The organism is Acidovorax sp. ST3, assembly GCF_003231145.1.
Taxonomy (GTDB): Bacteria; Pseudomonadota; Gammaproteobacteria; order Burkholderiales; family Burkholderiaceae_C; genus Acidovorax.
The window spans coordinates 585895-611811 of record NZ_QKVP01000004.1 but is presented as its reverse complement, the minus strand read 5'-3'; the positions used below and the strand labels follow the sequence as shown (position 1 = coordinate 611811).

Here is a 25917-nt window from a genome sequence, read left to right as displayed (position 1 = left end):
TGCCAGCGAGGGGGCGTTTCCCAATGCATGAGAAAAGGAACAACATGACGGCATTCACCAGCGTGCGGCGGACCGCCCTGGGCGCGCTCACCATCATTGCTGGCGCCCTGCTGGTCATGCCGGCCCAGGCGCAGAACTACCCCATCTCCAGCGGCCAGCGCGCCACGGCACAGCAAGTGTCCGAGCGGGGAGTGCCCCTGGAAGAGCTGGCCCCCAACGCCCCCGACACCTACACCGTCAAGCGGGGCGACACGCTGTGGGGCATTTCGGGCATGTACCTCAAGCGCCCCTGGCGCTGGCCCGAGCTCTGGGGCATGAACCTCAAGGCCATCCCCAACCCGCACCTGATCTTCCCTGGCCAGACGCTGTACCTCATCAAGGAAGGTGGCTACGCCCGCCTGAGCACCAGCCGCTCGAACGAACCCGAAACCGTGCGTATCTCGCCCCGCACGCGCAGCGACAGTCTGGCCGATTCCGCGCTGCCCACACTCAAGCAGCACCTCATTGAGCCGTTCCTGGTCGAGCCGCTCGTGGTGGACGAACAAGTGCTGCTGAGCGCCCCACGCGTGATCGCGACCACGGAAGAGCGCGTGCTGATGGCGGCAGGTGACCGTGTTTATGTGCGCGGAGACGCCGCGTCGCCCATGCTGGCAGAGGCGGGCGAACCCCGGTACTACCGTGTGTTCCGCAATGCCGTGGCGCTCAAGGACCCCGTCACGGCCGAAGTGCTGGGATACGAAGCCCAGTACCTGGGCAAGGCGGAGCTGGTGCGTGGCGAGTCGTTCGAAGAAATTCCAAACGGCAAGGGTGGATACACGGCGGAGTACATCCCCGCCACTGTGGATCTGTCGGCCACCAAGGAGGAAGTCCGCGCGGGCGACCGCCTGCTGCCCGCACCCGCTCGTCCGTTCCTGAGCTACACCCCCCGCGCCCCCGAGATGGAAGTGGACGCCCGAGTGGTGTCCATCTATGGCAGCTCAGCGGTGGCCTACGCGGCCCAGAATCAGGTAGTGGCCATCAACATGGGTTCGCAAGACGGACTGGAGCCCGGCCATGTGCTCAGCCTCCTCACCAAGGGCGACCGCATCAAGGACATGACCGACAGCAACAAGGCGATGGTCAAGCTGCCCAGTGAAGTCAACGGCACCGCCATGGTGTTCCGCACCTTCGAGCGCGTGTCCTACGTGCTGCTGCTGGAAATCCGCAACGGCGTGCGCGTCGGCGACCGCTTGGTCAACCCCAAGTAACGCGGAGGGCCGACAGCACGTATCGCTGCGCGGGATTCCTGCGCTGCGGTAATCACGTTGCCGCGCCGTACTGGCATCCATGGACCACGACGAGCTCGGCGCCTGGCTGCGGCTGACCTTGACGCCGGGCATCGGCAACGGTGCTGCACGGCGCCTCTTGGCACAGTTTGGATTACCGCAATCCATCTTTCAGCAGACTGAAGCCGCGCTGCAACTCTGCGTGCCCGCCGCGCAGGCCAAGGCGTTGCGCAAGATTCCGCAGGGTTGGGAAGCCCTGTGGCAGACCACGGCCCAATGGCTTGCCAACGCTGCGCCACAAGGGCCGGCACGCGCCATCGTGAGTCTGGGCGACCTGCGCTATCCCCAAGCCTTGCTGGACACGGAAGACCCACCGCTGCTGCTGTACCTCATGGGCCCGGCGTTGCTGCTGGAGCACCAGCCCTTTCCCAGCGACCGCTGCCTCGCCGTAGTTGGCAGCCGCAACCCCACGGCCCAGGGCGCAGAAAACGCCCGCCTTTTCGCCCGCGCGTTGTGTGGCGCCGGCTTGACCATCGTGTCGGGGCTGGCTCTGGGTGTGGACGCAGCGGCGCATGAAGGGGCACTGGAAGCGGCGACCAGCGCTGGCACCATGGCGGCCACCATCGCCGTGGTGGGCACCGGGCTTGACCGCGTGTATCCGCGAAAGAACCTGGACTTGGCCCATCGCATTGCCGCGCACGGACTCATCGTCAGCGAGTACCCCCTGGGCACGCCACCGCTGCCTGGCAATTTCCCCAAACGCAACCGCATCATTTCGGGCCTCTCGCAGGGCACGCTGGTCGTGGAAGCCGCCCTGGCATCGGGCTCCCTGATCACTGCCCGCATGGCCGCCGAACAGGGTCGCGAAGTGTTTGCCATCCCAGGCTCCATCCACGCGCCACAGTCGCGCGGCTGCCATGCGCTGATCCGTCAAGGCGCCAAGCTGGTGGAGTCGGCCCAGGATGTGCTGGAAGAGCTCAAAATCCCCGCCACCACCGTGCCCGGTCTAGCCCACGAAGGCGTAAACGCCCCGGGAGCAGCCGCATCGGATGAGACAGAAGACCCCGTGCTGGCCGCCTTGGGCTATGACCCCATGGGGCTGGATGCTCTGATCGCCCGCACGGGCATGGACGCATCGACGTTGCAGGTGGCCCTGCTGGAACTGGAGCTCGACGGTCGCATTGCACGGTTGCCTGGCGGCTTGTTCCAGCGGGTCGGCCGGGGCTAACCGATCGGGCCCGGGATCACCGGCAGCCAAACCGGCGCAAACGATGCCGGCGCACGTCCCGGTTGCGCTCCCACGCGATCCCCAGCGAGATCGTCAGCAGGCTCCAAGCACTTGCCTGTAGGGCTCATCAGTCCAGCAATCGTTCCGGGTTGGCATCCAGCTTAGCCAGGGCATCGCGCGTGGCGCGCAAGGTGAGGCCTTCCTCATCCTGCGCCACCAGCAGACCGGCCTGCAGGTACGCGGCCAGGCGGCGCAACTGAATCAGGTAGCTGCTGCCATCCACGGCGGCAAAAAGATGCAACTGCTTGCGCTGACTTTGCCAAGCGTATTGCACCTGAGCCGATGCACCGTTGTGGTCCAGGGTGTACCAGGTGCCCGGCTGCAAGTCCTGCGCCCAGGCCACCATTGCATCGTCCACCGGAGCACCGTTGTCGGCAATCACGTGGATGGACGAGGCATCGATGCCCAGCATCATCTCGATGTTGTCCGCATTGAGCGGCATGTCACCCAGCGTGGCGTCACTGATGAAATCTTCCAGGTTGGCCAGGCGCTTGGCCATGGCGTCGATGTGGGCCTGCGGGATGGATGCGGTCTTGGACAGGAAGGCGTCGGCCAGGGTGTCCGTCAACACCTTGACCTGCGCATCCTGCGCCTCGCCATTCACCCCCAGCAGGGACAGGCCCTGCCGCAGGCGCTGCAGCAGCGTGGGAAGGTTCTGGATGACCTGCGCCCGGTCGCTGCGGTTGGGCTTGGCACTGGCGGCCCAGACGAGGTCTGCCGCCGTGCGCTTGAACGCCACCGTGTCGGCATGCTGCGGCCCGTCGCGCACGGCCGACAGCGCCAGCACCTCGGCCCAGGTCTTGAACAAGAAGTCGCGGATCTCGTCGCGCACCGGCATGTCGCGCAACATGGTGCGCAGCTCGATGGTGTACTGGATCGCCAGCGTTTCCCGCTGCTCGACCTGCTGGGCGACGCTGACCAGGCGCGAAGTGACCTGCTTTTCGGTCAGGAACTTGGCCAGGAATTTTTCGAACTCGTCATAGACCAGTTGGAAGACGCGGCGTCCCGTCTCGGGGTACTGTTCGATCACCTGCACCACGCGGCGAATCTCGGCTTCCAGCGCGCTGCCATTGATGCTGGTCGCATCAAAACCGAGCACACAGGCCCCCATGCGGTCGATCAGCTTGCGCGCAGGATGGTCGAGGTTGCTGAAGAATTCGGGCTCGGCCAAGGCCACGCGCAACACCGGCACCTGCAGCCGGGCAAACCACACTCGTACGGCAGGCGGTATCCGGTCTTCGGCGAGGATGCTCTGGAACATCAGGGCCACCACCTCGATGATGGCCTTTTCGCCCGAAGTGGTCGCTTTCTTCTTGAGTTCGGTGGAGCGCTCCCGCACGGCGCCCACCAGCTGGACCACGGCGGCAGGGCTGTAGTCCTCCATCAGGGTGGCGACGCCGCTGTAGTAGGTGTCCGCATTCACGCGGTGCGCGGTGAGTGCATGGGCCAGCGCCGCCGACGCAGGGGGCGCATTCACCATGTCAAAGCCAGTGGCGGGCTGCGTGAGCAGGCGCCGAAGCTGCCCCATCACACCCTGCGCGCGCTGGCGTGCGCGGGCCAGGGGCGTCATGCCTGTGGCAAAGGCCGTGGGCATTCCGTGTTGTGGCCGGGGGTAGCCGCCATATCCGGGGGGCGGCATCTGTGCGCCCGGAGGGCCCATCGGCCGGCCTGCGGCGGGCATGCCAGGCGGTTGCATCCCTCCCCGCGCGGCCATCATGGCCTGGCGGGTCTGCGCCAGGGCCTGCGAAGCAAGTCCTCCTGAGCCCGAATCGCCACCGCCACTGCCCGTGGCAGTGCCGCCCTGGGTGCGACGCACCTTGGATTTGAGATCGGTCTGCGGCGTGATGCCCTGCTCCACGTAGAACACGTTGACCGCCTGGTAGTGCTTTTGCAGCAGGTTCGCCAGTTCGCGCTGCAGGGGGTCCACCACGGTCTGCAGGTCCGTGCGGGGCAGGCCCGCCTCCACCCATTGCTCCACCAGCAGCAGGCATACCGTATCGGGTCGGAGAATATCGCTGCTGTCCAGCTCCTGCCCTTCCAGCGACTGGGTGCGCTGGCGCAAGGTATCAAACTGATGGCTGACCTGCTCGTTCACAGTGAGCGCCATGCGCGAGGCGAGGATCTTGTTCTCCACCACATCGTCGCTGAGCAGCTCAAACTGGCTGAGCCCCCCGCCGCCGCCGGCTGCCAGCTGGCCGCGTGTAGAACTCACATGGGGAGCCAGGGCCTCTTGCCAGGCCTTGCCGGTGCGCTCTGTCCACGCGGCATGTTTTTGCTGGTACTGCAGCCACGCATCCCGGCGGGACTGCATTTCACGGGCGGTGCCCGTCTGGTTCATCAATGCGGTGAGGAAGTCCTGGACCGTCTTGTCCAGGTCCGCCAGCCCACCACAGATCCCCTCTACGAACCGCTGGCGCGCCTGGCGGGCCAGGCGACGTTGCGGAACAGAAGGGGGCGTGGTGTGCATGAACAGATATTAGCGGGTCAGACGGTAGCTCCGGCTTGGGGATCGTTGGGATCCCCTTCCTTTTTGGCGGGCTTGACAAGGTCTTCGCGCTTGACCCCCAGCCACATGGCAATGGCCGCTGCCACGAACACCGAGGAATAGATACCGAACAGGATACCGATGGTCAGCGCCAATGCAAAGTAGTGCAAGCTCGGGCCACCGAAGAAGAACATCGACAACACCATGGCCTCGGTGGAGGCGTGGGTGATGATCGTGCGGCTCATCGTGCTGGTGATGGCATGGTCGATGACTTCGTGGGTGGTCATCTTGCGGTACTTGCGGAAGGCCTCGCGGATCCGGTCGAAGATCACGACCGATTCGTTCACCGAGTAGCCCAGCACCGCGAGCACGCCAGCGAGCACCGACAGCGAGAACTCCCACTGGAAGAACGCAAAGAAGCCCAGGATGATCACCACGTCGTGCAGGTTGGCGATGATGGCCGCCACGCCGAACTTCCACTCGAAGCGGAAGGCGAGGTAAATCACAATGCCCACGACCACCATGGCCAGGGCCATCAGGCCGCCGTGCACCAGTTCCTCGCCCACCTGCGGGCCTACAAACTCGGTACGGCGCAGAGTGACTTCAGGGTCTGCCGCTTTCAGGGCGCCCAGCACCTGCTCGCTTTGCTGCGCGGACGTTACGCCCTTTTGCACAGGCAGGCGGATCATCACGTCGCGCGAGGTGCCGAAGTTCTGCACCTGCACGTCGGGGTAACCCAGAGCAGACACGGTGTCGCGGACCTTGGCCAGTTCGGCGGGCTGGCTGTAGGCCACTTCCATCACGGTGCCGCCCGTGAACTCCACCGACAGGTGCAGGCCACGCGTGAGCAGGAAGAACACCGCCAGGGCGAAGGTGATGAAGGAGATCGCGTTGAAGACCAACGCGTGCTTCATGAAAGGGATGTCTTTGCGGATACGGAAAAACTCCATGATTCCTATTCCTTCGTTGGAGTTTTCAGAGAAAGCTCATGTGCGGAACGCGCACGTGATGCTGGAACTACGAATTCCATGGTCTTCCTCCTTCAGTTCGTCTTCGCCACAGCGCTGTCGGACTCAGGCTTCCAAACCTGACCGATGGCCACGCTCTTGAGCTTCTTCTTGCGGCCGTACCAAAGGTTCACGAGGCCCCGTGAGAAGAACACGGCCGAGAACATGCTGGTCAGGATGCCAATGCAGTGCACCACCGCAAAGCCGCGCACCGGGCCGGAGCCGAAGGCCAGCAGCGCCAGGCCCGCAATCAGGGTGGTCACGTTCGAGTCCAGGATGGTGGCCCAGGCACGCTCGTACCCCGCGTGGATGGCTGCCTGGGGCGATACCCCGGCGCGCAATTCCTCGCGGATGCGCTCGTTGATCAGCACGTTGGAGTCAATCGCCACACCCAGGGCCAGCGCCATGGCCGCAATGCCGGGCAAGGTCAGCGTGGCCTGCAGCATGGACAAGATGGCCAGCAGCAGCAGCACGTTCACCGCCAGCGAGACGGTGGAGAAAATGCCGAACAGTGCGTAATAGATGCACATGAACACTGCAATGGCCACCATGCCCCAGACCACGCTGTGGATACCTCGCTCGATGTTGTCGGCGCCCAGGCTCGGGCCGATGGTGTATTCCTCGATGATTTCCATGGGCGCGGCCAGCGAGCCGGCGCGCAGCAGCAGGGCGGTGTCATTGGCCTCGGCCGTGGTCATGCGGCCCGAGATCTGCACACGGCCGCCACCGATTTCGGAACGGATCACCGGGGCCGTAACCACCTCACCCTTGCCCTTCTCGAACAACACGATGGCCATGCGCTTGCCCACGTTTTCGCGCGTAATGTCCTTGAAGATGCGGGAGCCCTTGGCGTCCAGCGTCAGGTTGACGGTGGGCTCCTGGGTCTGACCGTCAAAGCCCGGCTGCGCATCGGTCAGATTTTCGCCGGTCAGGATGACCTGCTTCTTCACGATGACGGGCTGGCCGTTGCGTTCCAGGTAGCGCTCGGAGCCGAAGGGCACGGGGCCACGGCCTGTCTCTGCCGAACGGGCTTCCGTGCCCTCGTCCACCATGCGCACTTCCAGCGTGGCGGTGCGGCCCAGGATGTCCTTGGCCTTGGCGGTGTCCTGCACGCCGGGCAGCTGCACCACGATGCGGTCCAGGCCCTGCTGCTGGATCACGGGCTCGGCCACGCCCAGCTCGTTGATCCGGTTGTGCAGCGTGACCATGTTCTGCTTGAGCGCCTGCTCCTGCACCCGGCGCGTGGCTTCGGGCTTGATCGATGCACGCAGCTTGAATTCGGTGCCTTCGGGCGTAGTAGTGACCTGCAGATCGGCGAACTGGTCGGCGATCAGATTGCGCGCGGCCGTGGCCGTGGCTTCATCGCGTACCTTGATGTCGATGGACTGGCCGTCGCGGCTGATGCCGCCATGGCGGATGTTCTTGTCGCGCAGTGCGGTGCGGATGTCACCCGCATAGGACTCGGCCTTCTTGGTCAGTGCCGCCTGCATGTCCACCTGCAGCATGAAGTGCACGCCTCCGCGCAGGTCCAGCCCCAGGTACATCGGATTGGCGTGCAGGGCCTTGAGCCACAGCGGCGAGCGCGACACCAGATTGAGGGCCACGATGTAGGAAGGATCGTTGGCGTCAGGCACCAGCGCCTTCTGGATGGCGTCCTTGGCCTTGAGCTGGGTGTCGGGCGTGTCGAAACGCGCGCGCACCGAGTTGCCCTCCAGCGCCACAAAGTCGGGCGTCACGCCAGCGGCCTTGAGGGCTTCTTCCACCCGCTGCTGCACGGCGGTGTCCACCTTGATGGTGGCCTTGGCCGACGACACCTGCACGGCAGGCGCCTCGCCAAAGAAATTGGGCAGGGTGTACAAGGCCCCTACCAGCAGCACGATCACCAGGATCGCGTACTTCCAGACCGGATAACGGTTCATGATCGCGCTCTCACCTCGGTTGTGCTGACGCCCTACGCGCCAGCGCCCCCTGCCCCCGCGCCCGGCCCAGCCGGGGCGCGCAGCGCCTCAGGGGGATGTTCACGGATTACTTGACGGAGCCCTTGGGCAACACCTGCACCACAGCGCTGCGCTGCATTTGCACTTCCACGCCGCTGGCGATCTCGATGTGCAGGAAACCTTCGGACAGGCGAGTGACCTTGCCGACGATGCCGCCGGCGGTCGCCACTTCATCACCCTTGGCGATGGCGTCGATCATGGCGCGGTGTTCTTTCTGGCGCTTCATCTGGGGGCGGATCATGACGAAGTACAGCACCACAAACATGAGCACCAGGGGCAGCATGCCGGTCAGGGAGGACATGATGTCACCGCCGCCAGCGGCTGCGGCAGGTGCGGTTTGGGCGAAAGCGGAAGAAATAAACACGGACTGGACTCCACAACGGATGGTCAAAATTCACACAACCCGCCCACACCAAGCGCCAAAGCGCCCACCGAGGGCAGAACAGGGCATTGTATGCGGCGCTTCGGGCGCCGCCCAAGGGGGAAGACCCAAGCATGCAGCGGGTGTTTGCCGCCAGCAGGGCCCGCAAGGGCTCGCCCACGGAAATACAAGCCAAAAACGGCTGATGCGCTAGGGATTCATGCCTCGATAGCTACACTATTAATAGCAAAAGCCCGCACAGGTGCGGGCTTTTGTGGGAGATACTGACGGCAGAAGGACCGATCAGGCGACCTGACGCTGGACCGGGGCGCCTGCGCGCCACTGGGCCATCAGGCCGTCCCACTTGGGACGCGCCGCCTTCAGGTGCCGCTCCTTGACGTGACCGTAACCGCGGATCTCTTCGGGGATGCGGGCAATTTCCACCGCCAGGGCCAGGTTGTCGGCGCTCAGGCGGGCCAGCAGTTCGTCGATGCAGGCGCGGTATTCGGCGATCAGTGCGCGCTCCATGCGGCGCTCCTCGGTCTTGCCGAAAATGTCCAGCGCCGTGCCGCGCAGGCCCTTCATCTTGGCCAGCACGCCGAACGCGCTGCGCATCCAGGGGCCGAACGGCTGCTTGACCAGCTCGCCCTTGGCGTTCTTCTTGGCAGTCAGGGGTGGTGCCAGGTGGTGCACCAGCTTGTAGTCGCCTTCAAACATGTTGGCGATCTTGTCCGTGAAGGCCTTGTCGGTATGCAGGCGCGCCACCTCGTACTCGTCCTTGTAGGCCATGAGCTTGAACAGGTAGCGGGCCACGGCCTCGGACAACTTCGTGCTGGTGCCCAGCTTCGCTTCCGCTGCCTTCACCTTTTCGACGAAGGCCTGGTACTCAGAGGCGTAGGCCGCGTTCTGGTAACCGGTCAGGAACTCCACACGCTTGGCCACCATCTCGGCCAGCGAAGGCTTCTTGACGAACTGAATCACTTGCGCGGCCTGGAACAGCGCCTGCACGGCCGCGAGGTCGTGCGCGCAGCGGCGGCCCCATTCAAAGGCGGCCTTATTGTTCTCGACCTGCACGCCGTTCAATTCCATGGCGCGCATCAGCGATGCGTAGGTGAGCGGCACGCGGCCCTTTTGCCAGGCGTAGCCGAGCATCAGCGGGTTGGTGTAGATGCTGTCGCCCAGCAGCTGCGTAGCCACCTGCTCGGCGTCAAAGCTGCCCACACCGCCTGCACCCACGGCCGCGCTGATGGCCGCATCGCAGTTGCCGCCTGGGAACTGCCAGTCGGGGTTGTTCACAAACGCCGCCGTGGGCGTGCCATGGGTGTTCAGCGCTACAAAAGTGCGGCCGGACTGCATGACGGCCAAGGTGTACTTGTGCGCAGCCACGATGGAGTCGCAGCCGATCACCAGGTCGGCCTTGGCGGTATCGACCTTGGTGGTGTAGATGGCGTCGGGGCGGTTGGCGATCTGGATGTGGCTCCAGGTGGCGCCGCCCTTCTGGGCCAAACCACCAGCGTCCTGCGTGATCACGCCCTTGCCGTCCAGGTGCGCGGCCATACCCAAGAGCGAGCCGATGGTGATCACGCCCGTGCCACCCACGCCACCCACCACGATGCCCCAGGCGGTTTCGGCCACGGGCAGCACAGGCTCAGGAATGGACGGCAGCGCCGACAGGTCGCCCTTCTTTTCCTTCTTGGGCTTTTTCAGCTGGCCGCCTTCCACCGTCACAAAGCTGGGGCAAAAGCCGTTGACGCACGAGTAGTCCTTGTTGCAGGTGCTCTGGTTGATGCGGCGCTTGCGGCCGAATTCGGTCTCCACCGGCTCCACGCTCAGGCAGTTCGACTTCGTCGAGCAGTCGCCGCAGCCCTCGCACACCAACTCGTTGATCACCACGGTCTTGTCGGGCGTGGCCAGCTTGCCGCGCTTGCGACGGCGGCGCTTTTCCGTCGCGCAGGTCTGGTCGTAAATGATGGCCGTGCAGCCCTTGATCTCGCGGAACTGGCGCTGGATGGTGTCCAGCTCGTCGCGGTGGTGCACCGTCACGCCGTCGGCCAGCGCAACGCCGTCGTACTTGTGCGGCTCGTCCGTCACGATCACGAGCTTGGCCACGCCTTCGGCCTTCAGGCTGTTCATGATCTGCAGCACGCTGTGCCCCTCGGGCCGCTCACCCACGGTCTGGCCGCCAGTCATGGCCACCGCATCGTTGTAGAGCACCTTGTAGGTGATGTTCACCCCCGCCGCAATGCTCTGGCGAATGGCCAGCAGGCCGCTGTGGAAGTACGTGCCGTCGCCCAGGTTGGCAAAGATGTGCGCGTCGGTGGTAAAGGGCTGCTGACCGACCCAGGTCACGCCCTCGCCACCCATCTGCGTGAAGGTGCTGGTGCGGCGGTCGGGCATCCAGTTGACCATGTAGTGGCAGCCAATGCCCGCCACAGCGCGCGAGCCCTCGGGCACGCGGGTGCTGGTGTTGTGGGGGCAGCCGCTGCAGAACCAGGGGGCGCGTTCGCCCGTGTCCACCTTCAGCTCCGTCATCGCGCGCTCGCTGGCCTCGATGATGGCCAGGCGCGCTTCCATGCGGGCCACGATGTCAGAAGGCACCCCTAGCTTCTTGAGGCGCTTGGCAATTGCCTTGGCGATGATGGCGGGCGTGAGGTCGGCCTTGGCGCGCAGCAGCCAGTTCTGGCTGGGGTTCGGCATGCTCCATTCGCCGCCCGTGGCGTCGCCTTCGGGCTCGTCGAATTTGCCCAGCACGTTGGGGCGCACATCGGGGCGCCAGTTGTACAGCTCTTCCTTGAGCTGGTATTCGATGACCTGGCGTTTCTCTTCCACCACCAGAATCTCTTGCAGGCCTTGCGCAAAGTCGCGGGTGATGGTGGCTTCGAGCGGCCACACCACATTGACCTTGTGCACGCGGATGCCCAGCTGGCGGCAGGTGTCGTCATCGAGGCCCAGATCCACCAGCGCCTGCCGGGTGTCGTTGTAGGCCTTGCCGCTGGCGATGATGCCGAAGCGATCTTGCTTGCCTTCGATGACGTTGTAGTTGAGCTTGTTGGCGCGGATGTACGCCAGGGCCGCGTACCACTTGTAGTCCATCAGGCGCGCTTCCTGCTCCAGCGGTGCGTCGGGCCAGCGGATGTGCAGGCCGCCGGGCGGCATCACAAAGTCCTCGGGCAGGATGATCTTCACGCGGTCGGGGTCGATGTTGATGCTGCTGGACGACTCCACCACCTCCTGGATGGTCTTCATGCCCGACCACACCCCCGAAAAGCGGCTCATGGCAAAAGCGTGCAAGCCCATGTCCAAAATTTCTTGCACGCTGCTCGGGAAGAACACCGGCGTGCCGCAGGCCTTGAAGATGTGATCGCTCTGGTGCGCGGCCGTGCTGCTCTTGCTGATGTGGTCGTCGCCGGCAATGGCGATCACGCCGCCGTGTTTGGCGGTGCCGGCCATGTTGGCATGCTTGAACACGTCGGAGCAGCGGTCCACACCCGGGCCCTTGCCGTACCAGATGCCGAAGACGCCGTCGAACTTCTTGCTTTGCGGGTACAGATCGAGCTGCTGCGTGCCCCACACCGCGGTGGCGCCCAGTTCTTCGTTCACACCGGGCTGGAAGACGATGTTGTTGGCTGCCAGGTGCTTCTTGGCCGCCCACAGTGCCTGGTCATATGTGCCCAGGGGCGAGCCCCGGTAGCCGCTGATGAAACCCGCCGTGTTGAGCCCCGCCGCCGCATCGCGCTGGCGCTGCAGCATGGGCAGGCGCACCAGGGCTTGCACACCGCTCATGAAGGCGCGGCCTTCGCCCAGGGTGTATTTGTCGTCCAGTGTGACCGTCTCTAGCGCTTTGCGGATGGACTCGGGCAGGGGGGCGTTCATGGCTATGTCTCCAATGGCTTTTGTGGGGTCCGCGCCTTGTGGGCACGCTGGGGTAGCACCATGCAGCCCGTTTAGGGCTGCGGCACTAATCTGCGGGTAAGTGTATGTCTGCGCCGCTGATATGTCTTTGCGTTCTGTGCCGTGTTTAGGCTATTCTGAGAAAGGATCTTTCTCATTTCAGCCGCTTTGTGAACACTCTCGACAAATTCGATATCGCCATCCTCAACGAGCTGCAGGCTGACGCCCGACTGACGAATGCCGAGCTGGCCCAGCGGGTGGGCCTGTCGGCCGCCCCCTGCTGGCGCCGCGTGCGGGCGCTGGAGGAGCAAGGCTTCATCAAGGGTTACCGCGCGGAGATCGACCGGCACAAGATCGGCCTCGGGGTTCTGGCCTTTGTGCGGCTGGATGCGGACCGCAGCACCGGCAACCTCACGCGCAAGATGGAGGAAGCCATCCGCCAGATCCCGGAAGTGGTGTCCTGCCACTACATCAGCGGCACCGGCACGTTCGAGCTGCAGGTGGTGGCGCGCGACCTGGACAGCTTTTCGCAGTTCGCGCGCGACGTGCTGCTGAACCTGCCCAATGTGAAAGACATGCACACCAGCTTCTCGCTGGGCGAGGTGAAAGCCAGCGGGGCACTGCCACTGACACACCTGAGCCGCCCGCGCGCTTGAAAACCTACTAGCGCCCTCAGCACACGCCCACGAGCACGGCGGCGCGGTGCCCGGCCCGCAGCCCCAGTCGTCTCAGCGTGGCCACAACGCCCACAGGCGCAGGTTCTGCTTGAGCCGACCCGCAATGTCGCCCGCCTCCGGTCCCCAGCCGGTGAAATAGTCCGCACGCACTGCGCCGAGGATGGCGCTGCCTGTGTCCTGCGCCAGCACCAGGCGGTTGAGCTGCACCTGCGGGCCCGACGAGGCCAGCCACACGGGGGTGCCGTAGGGAATGCTCTGCCGGTCCACCGCAATCGATCGGCCCGGCGTCAAGGGCACGCCCTGCGCACCACGCGGGCCAAAACCGGCATCCAGCGGGTTCAGGGGTTCTTCGCGGAAGAACACGTAGCGGGGATTGCTCCACAGCAGCTCATTAGTGCGCTGGGGGTTGGCAGCCACCCAGGCGCGGATGCCGGGCCAGGTCGCATCGCGCGTCAGGCCCTGGTCCAGCAGCCAGCGGCCTACGCTCTGGTAAGGCTGGTCATTGGTGCCTGCGTAGGCCACCCGCACCAGCGAGACCGAACCATCGGGCTCGGTGATGCGCAGACGGCCCGAGCCCTGGATGTGCAGCACCATGGACTCGATGGGATCACGCAGCCACGCAATGGCCCGGCCCGCCAGCGCGGCCTGGGCCTCGGGCAGGGTGTCGATCTGCTGGCGCGTGTACCAGGGCTTGCGCGCCCCAAGGCTGGCGGGCACCCGGTAAATCGGCACCGTGAAGCCGTTGCCGGGCTGGCGGGCCGCATCCATCATGGGCTCGTAATAGGCCGTCAGCAGGCCATCGGGATTGCCATCGGTGGCCTCGACGCGGTAGGGCTGCAGGCGCACAATGAGCCAGGCGCGCTGCTCATCGGCCGTGGCAATGCTAAGTTGCCGCACCTCGCTGCACAGCGCCGTGAAAGGCGGCTGCGGCCGCTCGCAGCTCTTGATCCACGCGTTCCAGGCTTCATGCAGCGCATCTTCGGTAAAGCCCGGCAGCTCGGCCCAGCGCACCGGAATCCATCGGCTTTTGGGCTGCGCCATGGGCGGTGGCAGGGGGCCCGTGTCCCCCGGCAGTACCACCGTGCTGGGCGGCAGCGGCGCGGGAGTGCCCCCAGGCCGTGCGGGGACGGGGGCAGGGGGCGTGGAGCAGGCAGCCAGCGTTCCTACAATCAGCGCGGTCAATGCAACGCGCAGGAGTGTCAATTTCATGGGGCTGATTTTGCTTGAAGCGCTGCTGGCGCTGGTGGTCCTGGTGGCCATCGTGTGGTGGACCATGTTCTCGGGCCGCAAGGGGGGCGAACTCCAGGCTCCGCAGTCCTCGGACGACGACAAGCAGCCTCCCCGATCGCCTTGAGCCGCCGCTAAGCCCCCAGCGGGTACGGCTCCGTCCTACAAGCGATGGGCCAGCGGGCTGATGGTGCAAGCGCACCCCGAGCCCGACGATGGCGTGAGCCGGGTGATGGCACCGCGCCGACGCGCGGAACAGGGCAACACCCCGACAAGGCTGCGGGCGCGAAGCCCGCCCACCCGGCGCCACCGACCTTCAAGGAGCACACACATGCGCACACACATTCAACTTCTCGGCGCGGCCGCCGCCATCGTTCTGGTCACCGGATGCGCCAACATGGACGACACACAACGCCGCACGGCCACAGGCGCCGGCATCGGCGCCCTGGCGGGGGCGGTGATCGGCTCGGCCACTGGCGGCAGTGCCGGGACAGGCGCCGTGGTGGGTGCCGGGGTCGGGGCACTGGGCACCTACATCTGGTCTCAGAACATGGAGCGCCAGAAGCGTGAAATGGAACAGGCCACCCAAGGCACCGGCATCGCCGTGACGCAGACGGCGGACAACCAGCTCAAGCTCAATATCCCCAGCGATATTTCTTTTGCTGTGGGCCGTTCGGACATCCAGCCCAACTTCGCGCCGGTGCTGGACCAGTTTGCTGCAGGCCTGCGCAACAACCCCAACACCGACGTGCGCATCGTTGGACACACGGACAGCACGGGTAGCGACGCCATCAACAACCCGCTGTCAATGGACCGCGCTGCGAGCACCCGCAACTACCTCACGGCGCGCGGAGTGGACGGCCGCCGCATCGTGATCGAAGGCATGGGCGAGCGCTACCCCATTGCCACCAACGACACTGCTGAAGGCCGTGCGCGCAACCGGCGGGTCGAGATTTTTGTGGGCGAACGACCACGGGGTTGATCACCCCGGCACGAAACCTCGCCAAAGGGACGGGCTCACTGCCCCGCGCGAAGCAGGTTCGCCAGTTCCACGGCGGACTTGACCTGCATCTTGTCGAACACCCGTGAGCGGTGAACCTCGACCGTGCGCACGCTGATATCGAGCTGGTCAGCGATGAGCTTGTTGGGAAGACCGGCGACCACTAGGTCCATCACGTCGCGCTCCCGCTCGGTCAGCTCGCTCAGCCGCACCTGCAGGTCACTGCGCTCGCGCACCTGGGCCAGCCGCTCGGACGATTGGGCCAGCGCCTGTTCGATGCGGTCCACCAGCGCGTTGTCGGAGAACGGCTTCTCGCAAAAATCGAACGCCCCCCGCTTGACGGTGTCCACGGCGGTGGGTACGTCCGCATGGCCGGTGAGAAAGATCACCGGCATGGTGGCCAAGTCGCCGCGCGCGGCCAGCACGTCAAAAAGTGCCAGCCCACTCATGCCAGGCATGCGCACATCCAGCAGCAGGCAACAGGGCTGGCGCTGGGGCGGCCGCTTTTGCAGCATGGCATCGAAGGCCTCGGCCGAATCAAAAGACTCGCTGGGCAACCTGCGCGAGCGCAGCAGCCAGGCCAGCGCCTCGCGCACGCTGGCGTCATCGTCCACGATGTACACGGTGGCGTTGGTGATGGGCTCCATAAATCAGTTCTGTGGTCCATTGCAATATCTGTCACGCGCACACGATGAAACCGCCAGGGCTCGGCAAAGGCTCATGCCATATGCCTCAGGACGTGGCGCCATTGTTCACAGGCAGCGTGAAGGTAAATACCGTACCACGGGGTTCATTCGGCGCAAATCCGAGGAAACCGCCGTGTTGTTCGATGACGGTGCGGCACATGCTCAGCCCCAGGCCCATGCCCTCGGGGCGGGTGGTGAAGAACGGGGTGAACAGCTTTTCTGCGACTTCGGGAGGAATCCCGGTTCCCACATCGGTGACGGCAAATTCAATCCAGCCATTGTGCGGGTTGGAGGCTGCGCGCCGCACCCGGATATCCAGCACACGATTGCGCACCCCAGGGTCATCCATGGCTTGCATGGCATTGCGCGCGAGGTTCAGAAGCACCTGCTCCACCATGGTGCGGTCGCACAGCGCGGGCGCCAGGCCGGGCTCGATGGATGTGTTCACGCGCACCCCCAGCTTGCGGGCCTGCAGGCTCACCAGCGGCAGGATGGCATCAAGCAATTGCTGCGCATGCACGGCCTCGCGGGCCTGGTCGCGGCGCCGCACAAAGTCGTGCACGCTCTTGATCACGCGGCCCGCCCGCTCGGCCTGTCGGGCGATCTGGCGCATGGCCATGCGCACATCCTCCAGGGCATCGTGTTCGGGGGTGGACGCACCGGCACTGGCTCCGACGCTGGCGGGCGTGGCATGTTCCAGCAGGTTGATAGAGCCGTTGGCGTAGCTGGAGATGGCGGCCAGCGGCTGGTTGAGTTCGTGGCTGAGCAACGAGGCCATCTCGCCGACCGTGGCCAGCCGTGCCGTGGCCTGCAGACGCTCCTGCGAGGCACGGGACAGCTCCTCGACCCGGCGCTGCTCGCTGATGTCCAGGAACGCGCTCATCCAGCCCGTGTGCTGGCCTTGGGCATTGATGAGCGGCGCCTCGATGATCAGCACGGGAAACCGGGTGCCGTCCTTGCGCATGAACTCGGACTCGAAGCCCTCGCGCGGAGGCATGGTGCCTGCAAAGCGGATGGCCTGGCGGTGGCGGTATTCCTCCACACGCTCGGGTGGCCAGTAGGGTGCAGACATGCTCAGACCCAGCAGCTCCTGCGGGCTGAAACCCACCATCTCGCAAAAGGCCGGGTTGACGTAGGTGATGCGCCCCTCCAGGTCGCGCGCGCGCAGCCCGGTCACCAGCGAGTCCTCCATCGCCTTGCGAAAAGCCAGCGCATCGGCCAGGTCGCGCTCCGCGCGCAGGCGGCGGCGGTTGTCGCGCACCAGCACCACCATCACCGTCACCAGCGCAATCGACATGGCCGTCACCAGGGCCGTCAGCACATTGGGAAACAGGCTGGGAGCGCTGTGCCAGCTGTCCATGCGCAGCACCAGCGTGCTGCCCGGCAAGTCCAGCAGGTGCTGCGCCGAAAACATGCGCGACCCCCGGCGCGCCGCGCCCAGCACCGCCAGCCGGGTGCCGTCGGCCTCGGTGAAGGAGGCTTCCTGGCTGCGCGTGAGGTTGTGCCCCACCAGATTCGCCAGGATGTCCTGCAGCGCATAGGTCGCGACGAGATACCCCAGGGGGCGGCCGCTGGCCGATAGCGGAACACACAGCTCCATCATCTCCGAGCCCAGGCCGTCGCCATGGGGTTGGAAGTAGCTGCTGGAATACGCCGGCCCCCCCAGGCGACGCGCGTTGGCGCAGGCGATGGTGAGATCCGACTGGCCGCTGTCGCGCAGCCGCATGTCCCAGGCCACCGGGCGGTAGGGCGACTGCACGTGGGTGCGCATGCGCAGGTTGGCATCGCGCAACTCAATGCGCACCAGCTCGCGCCGGTTGCGCAGCAGGTCGGACGCCTCGACCTCCCAGGCGAGGTGGCTCGGGTTGTCACTGGGCAGGGCCTGCAGGCTTTGCAGGTTGTGCGTCAGCGCGGTGCGGATGTCCGAGACTGCATCGGCCGTGTCGCGCTCCAGGCGCGTCTGCACCTGGCTGGCTTCATAGCGTCCGGCCAGCCACACCATGGTGGCCAGCATGGAGACCACGAGCAGCACCAGCGCAGTCCACAACGACCAGCGCCGCCAGGCGCCGCGCCAGCGCTGCAGCAGGGTGCGTTTGACGGGGGTGGGTTTCACAGCACGCGGTGGGTCAATGCGGGCAGCTGGGCGCGCACGGCACTCAGGCGCTGCACATCCAGCTCGCCGGCCACCACGCCAGCACCCTGATCGCGCTGCGCGAGGATGCTGCCCCAGGGGTCCACCAGCATGCTGTGGCCCCAGGTGTGGCGACCGTTGGCGTGCACCCCGCCTTGGGCGGGGGCCAGCACATAGGCCAGGTTTTCTACCGCGCGGGCACGCAGCAACACCTCCCAGTGCGCCTGGCCCGTGGTGTGCGTGAAGGCGCTGGGCACCAGCAGCAGGTCGGCCCCCGCTCGGGCATGCGCGCGGTACAGCTCCGGAAAGCGCAGGTCGTAACACACGGACAACCCCACGCGCCAGCGCTGACCACTGCGCGCTTGCAAGTCAAACTGCACCGGGGTATCGCCAGCGTCGATGACCCGGCCTTCGTCGTACTGTTCAGCGCCGTTGCTGAAGCGAAAGAGGTGGATCTTGTCGTAGCGCGCAACGCAGGCACCCGTCGGGTCAAAGACCAGCGTGGTATTCCGCACCCGGTCCGGCGCATCGGTGGCCATAGGCAGGGTGCCCCCCACAATCCATATCTGCAGCGCGCGTGCGGTGTCAGCCAGAAACTGCTGGATCACTCCGGAGCCTGCGGTCTCGCGCAAGGCGAGCTTGTCGGTGTCCTTGTATCCCATCAGACAAAAATACTCTGGCAACACCGCCAGCTCGGCGCCGCCCAGCGCAGCCTGCTCCAGCAGCTCACGCGCAACCCGCAGGTTGTCGTCCAGCGCGGTGCTGGACACCATCTGGATGGCAGCGACTTTCATGAAGGTTCTCCGGTCTTGGGGGGTGGGCTGGCGCGGGGCGCCGCTTCGGTGGCAGGGCTCGCTTCGCGTGCGCGGCGCGCCACGCGCACCACCCGGGGATCGGTCCAGGTACCGTCGATGCGGAACTCCTGCGTGGCCGCCTCAATGAGCGGGCCACGCAAAAACACCTGGGCCAAAAAGCTGCCCAGGCCAATCACCGGGTTGATGGCCGTGGCCACGAGCGAGGCGGTCATGGCATTGATCTCAGGCACCACGACCACACGCAGGTCCTGCGTTTCCTGGTCGATGTTGGCGCTGCCTTCCATCAGCACGGCTGCGTTGACGCCCTTCATCTGCAGGTTGTTGGTGGTGGCCACGCCGCGCTCGATGCGCACATCGCCCCGCACAAAATCGAACGCGAAGCCTTCGCTGAACACATCCCGAAAATCGAGAGTCAGCCGGCGCGGCAGCGACTGCAAACTGAGCACGCCCAGCAGCTTGGCCAGCCCGGGATCGGCCTTGAGAAACTGGCCGGACTCGACATTCAGGTTGATCTGCCCGGTCATGCTGCGGTAGTCGGGGCTGAACGGCGCGCCAATCCAGCCCACCTGACCCTCCATGCGGCCCTTGCCACGCCGCACCACGTTGGCCATGCCCAGGCGAGCCAGCAGGTCGCCCGAATCGCGAATATCGAGCTTGAAGCTCAGCACCGTGCGCCGCTCGGCAGAGCGGGGGCCGGCCGCAGCGGCGTTGAGCACTGCCCAGTTGCCACTGGCGGTGAACGCGGCCTCGGGCGCGGTGATGTTGAACTTGGACAGGCGCCACTCACGCAACACGCCCTCACCGCCCCGGTTCTGGGCCTCCATCTCAACCCGCCCCAGCCGCTTGCCCCGCAGCTCAAAGTCGTCCACCACAATGTCCAGCGCGGGCAAGTTGCCCGGTTGCTCGTTGAGCAGCTCTTCGACCTGGGTCACATCACTTTGCGGCATGTTCACCCGCGACAGGCGGGCAAACAAGCGGCCGTTGCTGAACTCGGGCGACCCAGGCTGGCGATATTCCAGATAGCCATTGAGTTCGGTGGCATCGAGGTTGGCACGCCAGGTGGTGCCCTCCCGCAGCGCGCCTGCCACCACGTTGTGCAAGGTGCGGCCTTGCAGAGTGAGTTCCCGCGCACGCAGCGCCAGCGTGGTGGGCAGATAGTCCTGCGCCATGGCCTGCCCCACCGGTGCGGCGGTCGCTCCAGCGCTGCGCGCGGTGGACTCGGCGGCAGTGGCCCGGGTGAGCACATCGTCCCACGCATCCACGTCCAGCTTGCCCTGGTTGATGTTGGCGGCCACACCTTGTGAAGGCATGGGGGCGAACTCGCCATTGCTCAGGCCCACACCGATGGCGCCGCGCAGCACGCGGGGCTGGGGGCCGCTCAGGTCGCGCACATAGGTGGCCGATCCGAGCGGCCCCAGGTCGAGCGTGATCTGGTCTCGCAGCGGTGGGGCATTGCTCCCGTTGCCGTTGTTGTTCGCCAAGCCCGCCAACGATTCGCGCGCCACCTGGTTGTCGAAGCGCAGGGGCAGGCTGCTGTCCGCAGCCTTGCCCAGCGGGGGCGGCAAGGCCAGGGCCAGGCCCTGCAGGCTGGTGTTCACCTGCAGCTCAGGCACCCCGCGTCGAAAAGACAGGGCCAGTGTGTACGGTGCGCTGCCGGTGGCCCGCCGCGCCAGTTGCGACAACATACCCAGCTGCGGGGTTTGCTGCAGCCCCTCGGCCGTGGCTGTCCCCTGGGCACGGATCTGCACCGCCGACTCGGTGGCCGGGGCATTGGCCGCCAGCGCGCGCATACCGCCTTCCAGCCGCACGGGGCCGCCCAGCGCCTGGGCCTGCACATTGGACAGCGAAAACCCGGTCTCGCTGAACTGCACGGCGCCCCGCACGCGGGTGAGCGCAGGGGTGTCGGGGGTGATGCGCAGCTCGTTGCCCGCCAGCGTGACGCTGCCCTGCACCTTGGATTTGTTGATGTCGCTGATGGGCAGGCTCAACCGCAGCTGGAAGTCGGCGTTGCCCGTGCCGCTGGCCTGCTCCAGCGCATTGCCCGTCATGCGGCCCAGCGGCGAGGTGGTCATGAGCGTAAGCAGCTCGGCCAGCGGGCCGCGCGCATCGGCACTCACGCCGACCACGGTATGCGCCAAATCTGGAATGCGCGCCTCAACCTTGGACAGGCGCAAGCCCTTGCTACCCGCAAAGCCGCCGCTGGCGCCGCGCACCTGCATGGACGAGCGTTCAAAAATCAGCTCCCCCCCGAGATCGGTCAGCGCCGGCCAGGGCAGGGTGCCTGCGGGTTGCAGCGCGGTGGGCACGTAGGCGTAGGTGACGTCCTTGACGCGCGCCGCAATGCGGAACTCGCCCTGCTTGGGGTCATTGAAAGGCAGGTCGTGCAAGTCCCCTTTGACCCGGAACTGCACATTGCTGGCGCTGCCGGCAACCACCGCATCGCGCACGTAATGGCGGGATTCGGCGGGAATCGACAGGGGCAGGTAGCGGTGCACCCGGGTGCCGTCAGCGCGGTGCAGCATGCCGGTGAGATCCAGCACCCCCGGAAAACGCGACCGGTGGGGCGCCTTGGAGGGGTCGCTGGTATGCCAGGTGGCACGGGCATCTCCCTGCGCGTCGGCATTGGCAAACTGCACATCGTTGGCCTGCACGGCGATGCGGCCACCGTCCAGCTGCCAGCGCACGTCGGCACTGAGCCGGTCGAGCGGCAGGACGGGCTCCTCAAAAACCCCCGGCAGCACCAGCGCCCCCGACGCCATGGTCAGCGCCGCCTTGCCCCCTGCCTGGGTCATGTCGATGTCCACATTGGCGCCCCGCAGGCCCAGGTGGGCGGGGGTTACGCCATCGGCGGCACCGGCCAGCGCCAGCCCCTGGATGCGCCCCTTGACCTGGTACTGCTGCAACGCATCCAGCGGCCCCTTCCAGGTCGCCTGGATCTCGTCCACCAGCCCCTGGGGCGTGTAGGTGCGCAAGGCGTCGTGGGCGGCCGCTCCCAGCGGCAGACGGCTGGCCACCTGCGCCAGGGCCGCCAAGTCCAGCCGGTCGGCCCGCAATTCGCCTTGCGCCGGGGCCTTGCCGTTGGCATCAGTGTGCACCAGCCGCAAGTTGCCGCCGGGCCAGGTCAGGCCGTCGTCGATCTGGAACTGCAGCGCCTGCGTCGAGAATTCAAACCCGCCGGTGAGCCGACGCCCCCCCAGCCGGCCCTGGATGGAAGGCAGAACCAGCGGGCGCAGATCGGCCGCCAGCGTGGTGTTCACATCGGCCAGCGCCAGGTCGGCCGTGCCGCCCACCACCTGCCCGCTGCGCACATCGGCCCAGGCCCGCAGCGCGCCCCGGCCTTGCGCCACCTCGATGCCCACATCGGCGTGGTGCCGCAGGTGCGACACATCGACCCGCGTGAAATGGGCAAACACCTGGCCGCTCCAGTGCTTCCAGTTGCCATCGCGGGCGCGCAGCAGCGGCGCGCGAAACAGGCCGACCAGACTGAAACGGTCGCCCCATTCCGGCGGCGGTGTGGCGTCTACCCGAAGGTTGTGGTGCCAGTTGCCGTTGCGCAGAACCAGGTCCACCTTTTCCAGCGCCAGCTCCGGGGCGCCGCGCTGCTCGTCGGTCCAGCGCACCGTGCCACCCTTGATATAGACCTCGCCCTGCGAGAACAACCAGTCGGCCGCCGCGCTGCTGTCGCCCTGGTTCTGGGCAAATTCAAGCCCCGCCACATAGATGCGCCCGTCGCTGGCCCGGCGCACATCCAGATCCGGGCCTTCGATGTAAAGCTGCTCGAACCCCCACTGCAGCAGCGAACGGGGCGACAGCGCCACCACCACCCGCGGCAGGCGCAACGCGGTACGGCCTGCCGCATCCAGCAGCGCGACGTCAGACAGCTCAATGGACGGGATCAGCCCCTCGGTGCGGGCCACGATGGCGCCGATCTGCACGGGAACCCCCAATACCCGTGCGGCCTGCGCCTGCAACTGTGGGCGGAAATCACCGATTCGCGGCACAATCCAGCCATGAAGAGCCCCCCATGCGATGGTCAGCAGCAGCCAGAACGCGAGCAACAAGCCCAGCGACCACCGCGCAAAACCTGCAACTATTTTCAGCAGGCGTGAGGGGTGCGAGGTGGGATCGATCATGGTGAGATGGAAAGTGGCAGGAATTATGACCCGCAGCCCTGGCGTGGGTTCACTCGTGACCCGAGTGCCCAGTGAGCTTTTGTATGCCGTCGGGCCCGCACACCAGCACCCCGCTCCCCGTCCAACATCCGGCTGTGGCTGCCATGCATCCCTCTCTGTCTGACCCCCGCTGCCACCAGCCCCTGCCCGAGGGTCCCCTGGCCGAGCATTCCCGCTTCTACCAGCGCCTGCACCGCCGCTACGCCAACGACCTGCCGCTGCTGCCCCCGGGCGTCCCGGTGCTCGCGACCATGGAACAGGCCTACGACGCCCTGTGCGCACGTGGCTGCGATACCGGAACCGCGCTGCGCGTGCTGCGCCAGCTGGTCATGGAACGGCTGATCCAGCTGGACTGCGAAGCGCAGACACCCCTGGCCGACATCACCCGGGCCGTGACCGAACTGGCCGAGCTGGCCCTGGACCGCGCCTGCCAGCAGGCGCGCCGCGAGCTGGACGAACGCCATGGCGCACCGCGCGGCCCGCAGGGCCAGCCCGTGCAGCTGTGGATCATCGGCATGGGCAAGCTGGGCGCCCGCGAGCTCAACGTTTCCAGCGACATCGACCTCATCTATGTGTACGAGCACGATGGCGAAACCGCCGGCATGCCCGATGGCCGGGGCCGCATCTCCAACCACGAATACTTTGCGCGCGCCGTCAAGGCCATCTACAGCCTGGTGGGCGACACCACCGAGCATGGCTTTGTCTTCCGGGTGGACCTTGCCCTGCGGCCCAACGGCAACTCGGGCCCCGCGTCGGTATCCCTGGCCGCGCTGGAGGAATACCTGCAGGTGCAGGGCCGCGAATGGGAACGTTTTGCCTGGCTCAAGAGCCGTGTAGTGGCCCCGCGCGACTGCATTGGCCGCCCCGAGGTGCAAGCACTGCGCGGCGTGGTCCTGCCGTTTGTGTTCCGCCGCTACCTGGACTACAGCGTGTTCGACGCGCTGCGTTCGCTGCACAGCCAGATCCGGGACCATGCGTCCAAACGCAGCGCCGGGCACCCCGAGCGCGCCAACGACGTCAAGCTCTCGCGCGGCGGCATCCGCGAGATCGAATTCACCGTGCAGCTGCTGCAGGTGGTGCGCGGCGGGCAGTTCCCCGAGCTGCGCCGCCGCCCTACGCTGGATGCGCTGCAGCGCCTGGCCCACTCGGGCCTGATGCCCCAGGAGACCGCCGACGCGCTGGCCCGGGCCTATGTGTTTTTGCGCCGGGTGGAGCACCGCATCCAGTACCTGGACGACCAGCAGACCCACGTGCTGCCCACGCGCGATGACGACCTGGCCTGGATCGCCAGCACCCTGGGCTACAAGGACTGCTGCGCCTTCCTGCACGAGCTGGACGCACACCGTGAGCTGGTGGCCCAGGAGTTCGACACCCTGCTGGGAGGCAACGGCAAAAAGCAATGCAGCGGCGGCGGCTGTGGCGGCCCCCGGGCAGCGGCACCGCCGCCCCCGGAACTGGAAGGCCTGCTGGAGCAGCTGCCACCGGGCTTTCGCGAGCGTGTGGCCGAGTGGCGCAACCACCCGCGCGTGGCCGGACTGCGTGACGAAGCGCGCGCGCGCCTGTTCCGCCTGGTGCAGCGCACGGCCCAGTGGCTCAAGGAAGGACGCGTCACCGAAGATGCGACCGTGCGCCTGGCCAACTGGCTGGAGCCGCTGCTGCGGCGCGAAAGCTATCTGGCGCTGTTGCTGGAGCGGCCGTCGGTGCACGAACAGCTGCTGCACCTGCTGGGCGCGGCCAAGTGGCCTGCGCGTTACCTGCTGCAGCACCCCGGCGTGATCGACGAGCTGGTGGGCGACGCACTGCTGTCCGAGCGTTTTGTGGTGGCCGACTTTGAACGCGAGTTGGGCATGCGCCTGGCGTCGCTGCGCTCCACCGGTGAGGACGACGACGAAACCCTGCTCAACCTGCTGCGCCGTGCGCAGCATGCCGAAACCTTCCGCACCCTGGCGCGCGACGTGGAGCGCCGCATCACGGTCGAGCAGGTGGCCGACGACCTCAGCGCGCTGGCCGACAGCGTGCTGCGCATCACCAGCCAGTGGTGCTGGAGCCGCCTCAAGAACCGCCACCGCGACGAGCCCCAGTTCGCCATCATTGGTTACGGCAAGCTGGGCGGCAAGGAGCTGGGCTACGGCAGCGACCTGGACATCGTCTTTGTGTTCGACGACGACGATGAGCGCGCCCCCGAGGTGTACGCGGCCTTTGTGCGTAAGCTCATCAACTGGCTCACTGTCAAGACGGGCGAGGGCGACCTGTACGAGATCGACACCGCCCTGCGGCCCAACGGCAACTCCGGCCTGCTGGTGACGAGCTTTGAGGCCTATGCCAACTACCAGCAGCAACGCGGCAGCAACACCGCCTGGACCTGGGAACACCAGGCCATGACACGTGCGCGCTTTGTGATGGGCAGCGAGGCCTTGCGCGAGCGCTTCGACGCCGTGCGCGAGGCCGTGATCACCTCGGCCCGCGACCCGCTGGCGTTGAAGGACGAGATCGTGACCATGCGCGAGCGGGTGCGCTCGGCCCATCCCACGCCGGCAGGCCGCTTTGACGTGAAGCACAGCCCAGGCGGCATGGTGGACGCCGAGTTTGCCGTGCAGTACCTGGTGCTGTCGCAGTCTGCGGCCCACCCCGAGTTGCGCGGCAACCTGGGCAACATTGCGCTGCTGCAGCGCGCCGAGCAAGTGGGCCTGCTACCTGCCGGTGTGGGCCACGCAGCCGCCGACGCTTACCGCGAACTGCGCCGGGTGCAGCACGTGGCGCGCCTGGACGAGGCGCCCACCCAGGTCACACCCCCCGCACTGCAGACAGAGCGCGATGCCGTGCTGGCGCTGTGGACGGCGGTCTTCGGCTCTGCCGCCGCATCAGCCTGATCGGCGGGCGCACAGCGCAGGGGACGGCCGACTTCTGGAGGGGTC

At 66.4% G+C, this 25917-nt stretch carries 16 protein-coding genes; 6 read left to right on the top strand and 10 right to left on the bottom strand.

Features of this window, described 5'->3' with window-relative positions:
- Nucleotides 1–44 precede the first annotated feature (44 nt).
- Nucleotides 45–1247 (top strand): LysM peptidoglycan-binding domain-containing protein, encoded by a 1203-nt coding sequence (locus DNK89_RS15435; RefSeq protein ID WP_110960806.1) that lies wholly within the window; start codon nucleotides 45–47, stop codon nucleotides 1245–1247.
- 79 nt (nucleotides 1248–1326) lie between these two features.
- Entirely contained in the window at nucleotides 1327–2493 is a 1167-nt protein-coding gene (gene dprA / locus DNK89_RS15430; RefSeq protein ID WP_110960805.1) for a DNA-processing protein DprA, read from the top strand.
- 127 nt (nucleotides 2494–2620) lie between these two features.
- On the opposite strand, the gene DNK89_RS15425 is transcribed toward dprA, so the two are convergent.
- The 5 genes from DNK89_RS15425 to DNK89_RS15405 all read right to left on the bottom strand — a co-directional run bounded on the left by DNK89_RS15425 (nucleotide 2621) and on the right by DNK89_RS15405 (nucleotide 12276).
- The gene (locus DNK89_RS15425; protein ID WP_110960804.1) at nucleotides 2621–5020 is read right to left on the bottom strand and encodes a DUF1631 domain-containing protein; all 2400 of its coding nucleotides are present in this window, start codon (nucleotides 5018–5020) and stop codon (nucleotides 2621–2623) included.
- 17 nt (nucleotides 5021–5037) lie between these two features.
- Nucleotides 5038–5988, bottom strand: a complete 951-nt coding sequence (gene secF, locus DNK89_RS15420; RefSeq protein ID WP_015016241.1) for a protein translocase subunit SecF — start codon at nucleotides 5986–5988, stop codon at nucleotides 5038–5040.
- Nucleotides 5989–6080: 92 nt separating this feature from the next.
- Nucleotides 6081–7964 carry a protein translocase subunit SecD gene (gene secD / locus DNK89_RS15415; protein WP_110960803.1) on the bottom strand — a complete coding sequence of 628 codons (1884 nt, stop codon included), beginning with the start codon at nucleotides 7962–7964 and terminating at the stop codon, nucleotides 6081–6083.
- Nucleotides 7965–8070: 106 nt separating this feature from the next.
- On the bottom strand, nucleotides 8071–8406 hold the full coding sequence (gene yajC / locus DNK89_RS15410) for a preprotein translocase subunit YajC (protein WP_015016243.1): 336 nt from the start codon (nucleotides 8404–8406) through the stop codon (nucleotides 8071–8073).
- A gap of 300 nt (nucleotides 8407–8706) precedes the next feature.
- Nucleotides 8707–12276, bottom strand: a complete 3570-nt coding sequence (locus DNK89_RS15405; protein WP_110960802.1) for an indolepyruvate ferredoxin oxidoreductase family protein — start codon at nucleotides 12274–12276, stop codon at nucleotides 8707–8709.
- A 188-nt stretch (nucleotides 12277–12464) separates the two neighbouring features.
- On the opposite strand from DNK89_RS15405, the gene DNK89_RS15400 reads away from it, so the two are divergent.
- Nucleotides 12465–12950, top strand: a complete 486-nt coding sequence (locus DNK89_RS15400) for an Lrp/AsnC family transcriptional regulator (protein WP_056643917.1) — start codon at nucleotides 12465–12467, stop codon at nucleotides 12948–12950.
- A 72-nt stretch (nucleotides 12951–13022) separates the two neighbouring features.
- Here the strand turns inward: DNK89_RS15400 and DNK89_RS15395 are convergent, their stop codons facing one another.
- A complete protein-coding gene (locus DNK89_RS15395) occupies nucleotides 13023–14180 on the bottom strand; it encodes a murein transglycosylase A (protein ID WP_370220926.1) in 1158 nt (385 codons plus the stop codon).
- Here DNK89_RS15395 and DNK89_RS24585 point away from each other — a divergent pair.
- Nucleotides 14179–14325, top strand: coding sequence for a hypothetical protein (locus DNK89_RS24585; RefSeq protein ID WP_203422291.1), 147 nt, complete (start codon nucleotides 14179–14181; stop codon nucleotides 14323–14325). The genes DNK89_RS15395 and DNK89_RS24585 overlap by 2 nt on opposite strands.
- Before the next feature lie 204 nt (nucleotides 14326–14529).
- Nucleotides 14530–15180, top strand: coding sequence for an OmpA family protein (locus DNK89_RS15390; protein ID WP_110960801.1), 651 nt, complete (start codon nucleotides 14530–14532; stop codon nucleotides 15178–15180).
- A gap of 35 nt (nucleotides 15181–15215) precedes the next feature.
- On the opposite strand, the gene DNK89_RS15385 is transcribed toward DNK89_RS15390, so the two are convergent.
- The 4 genes from DNK89_RS15385 to DNK89_RS15370 all read right to left on the bottom strand — a co-directional run bounded on the left by DNK89_RS15385 (nucleotide 15216) and on the right by DNK89_RS15370 (nucleotide 22963).
- Nucleotides 15216–15845, bottom strand: coding sequence for a response regulator transcription factor (locus DNK89_RS15385; protein ID WP_110960800.1), 630 nt, complete (start codon nucleotides 15843–15845; stop codon nucleotides 15216–15218).
- Between the two features lie 85 nt (nucleotides 15846–15930).
- Nucleotides 15931–18015: a nitrogen regulation protein NR(II) gene (locus DNK89_RS15380; protein WP_370220928.1), complete on the bottom strand. Its 2085-nt coding sequence runs from the start codon at nucleotides 18013–18015 to the stop codon at nucleotides 15931–15933.
- A complete protein-coding gene (locus tag DNK89_RS15375) occupies nucleotides 17994–18809 on the bottom strand; it encodes a carbon-nitrogen hydrolase family protein (protein ID WP_110960799.1) in 816 nt (271 codons plus the stop codon). The genes DNK89_RS15380 and DNK89_RS15375 overlap by 22 nt, the downstream gene beginning before the upstream one ends.
- Nucleotides 18806–22963, bottom strand: coding sequence for a YhdP family protein (locus DNK89_RS15370; RefSeq protein ID WP_110960798.1), 4158 nt, complete (start codon nucleotides 22961–22963; stop codon nucleotides 18806–18808). The genes DNK89_RS15375 and DNK89_RS15370 overlap by 4 nt, the downstream gene beginning before the upstream one ends.
- Before the next feature lie 143 nt (nucleotides 22964–23106).
- Here DNK89_RS15370 and glnE point away from each other — a divergent pair, with 143 nt between their 5' ends.
- Nucleotides 23107–25872, top strand: a complete 2766-nt coding sequence (gene glnE / locus DNK89_RS15365; RefSeq protein WP_110960797.1) for a bifunctional [glutamate--ammonia ligase]-adenylyl-L-tyrosine phosphorylase/[glutamate--ammonia-ligase] adenylyltransferase — start codon at nucleotides 23107–23109, stop codon at nucleotides 25870–25872.
- Nucleotides 25873–25917: the final 45 nt, after the last annotated feature.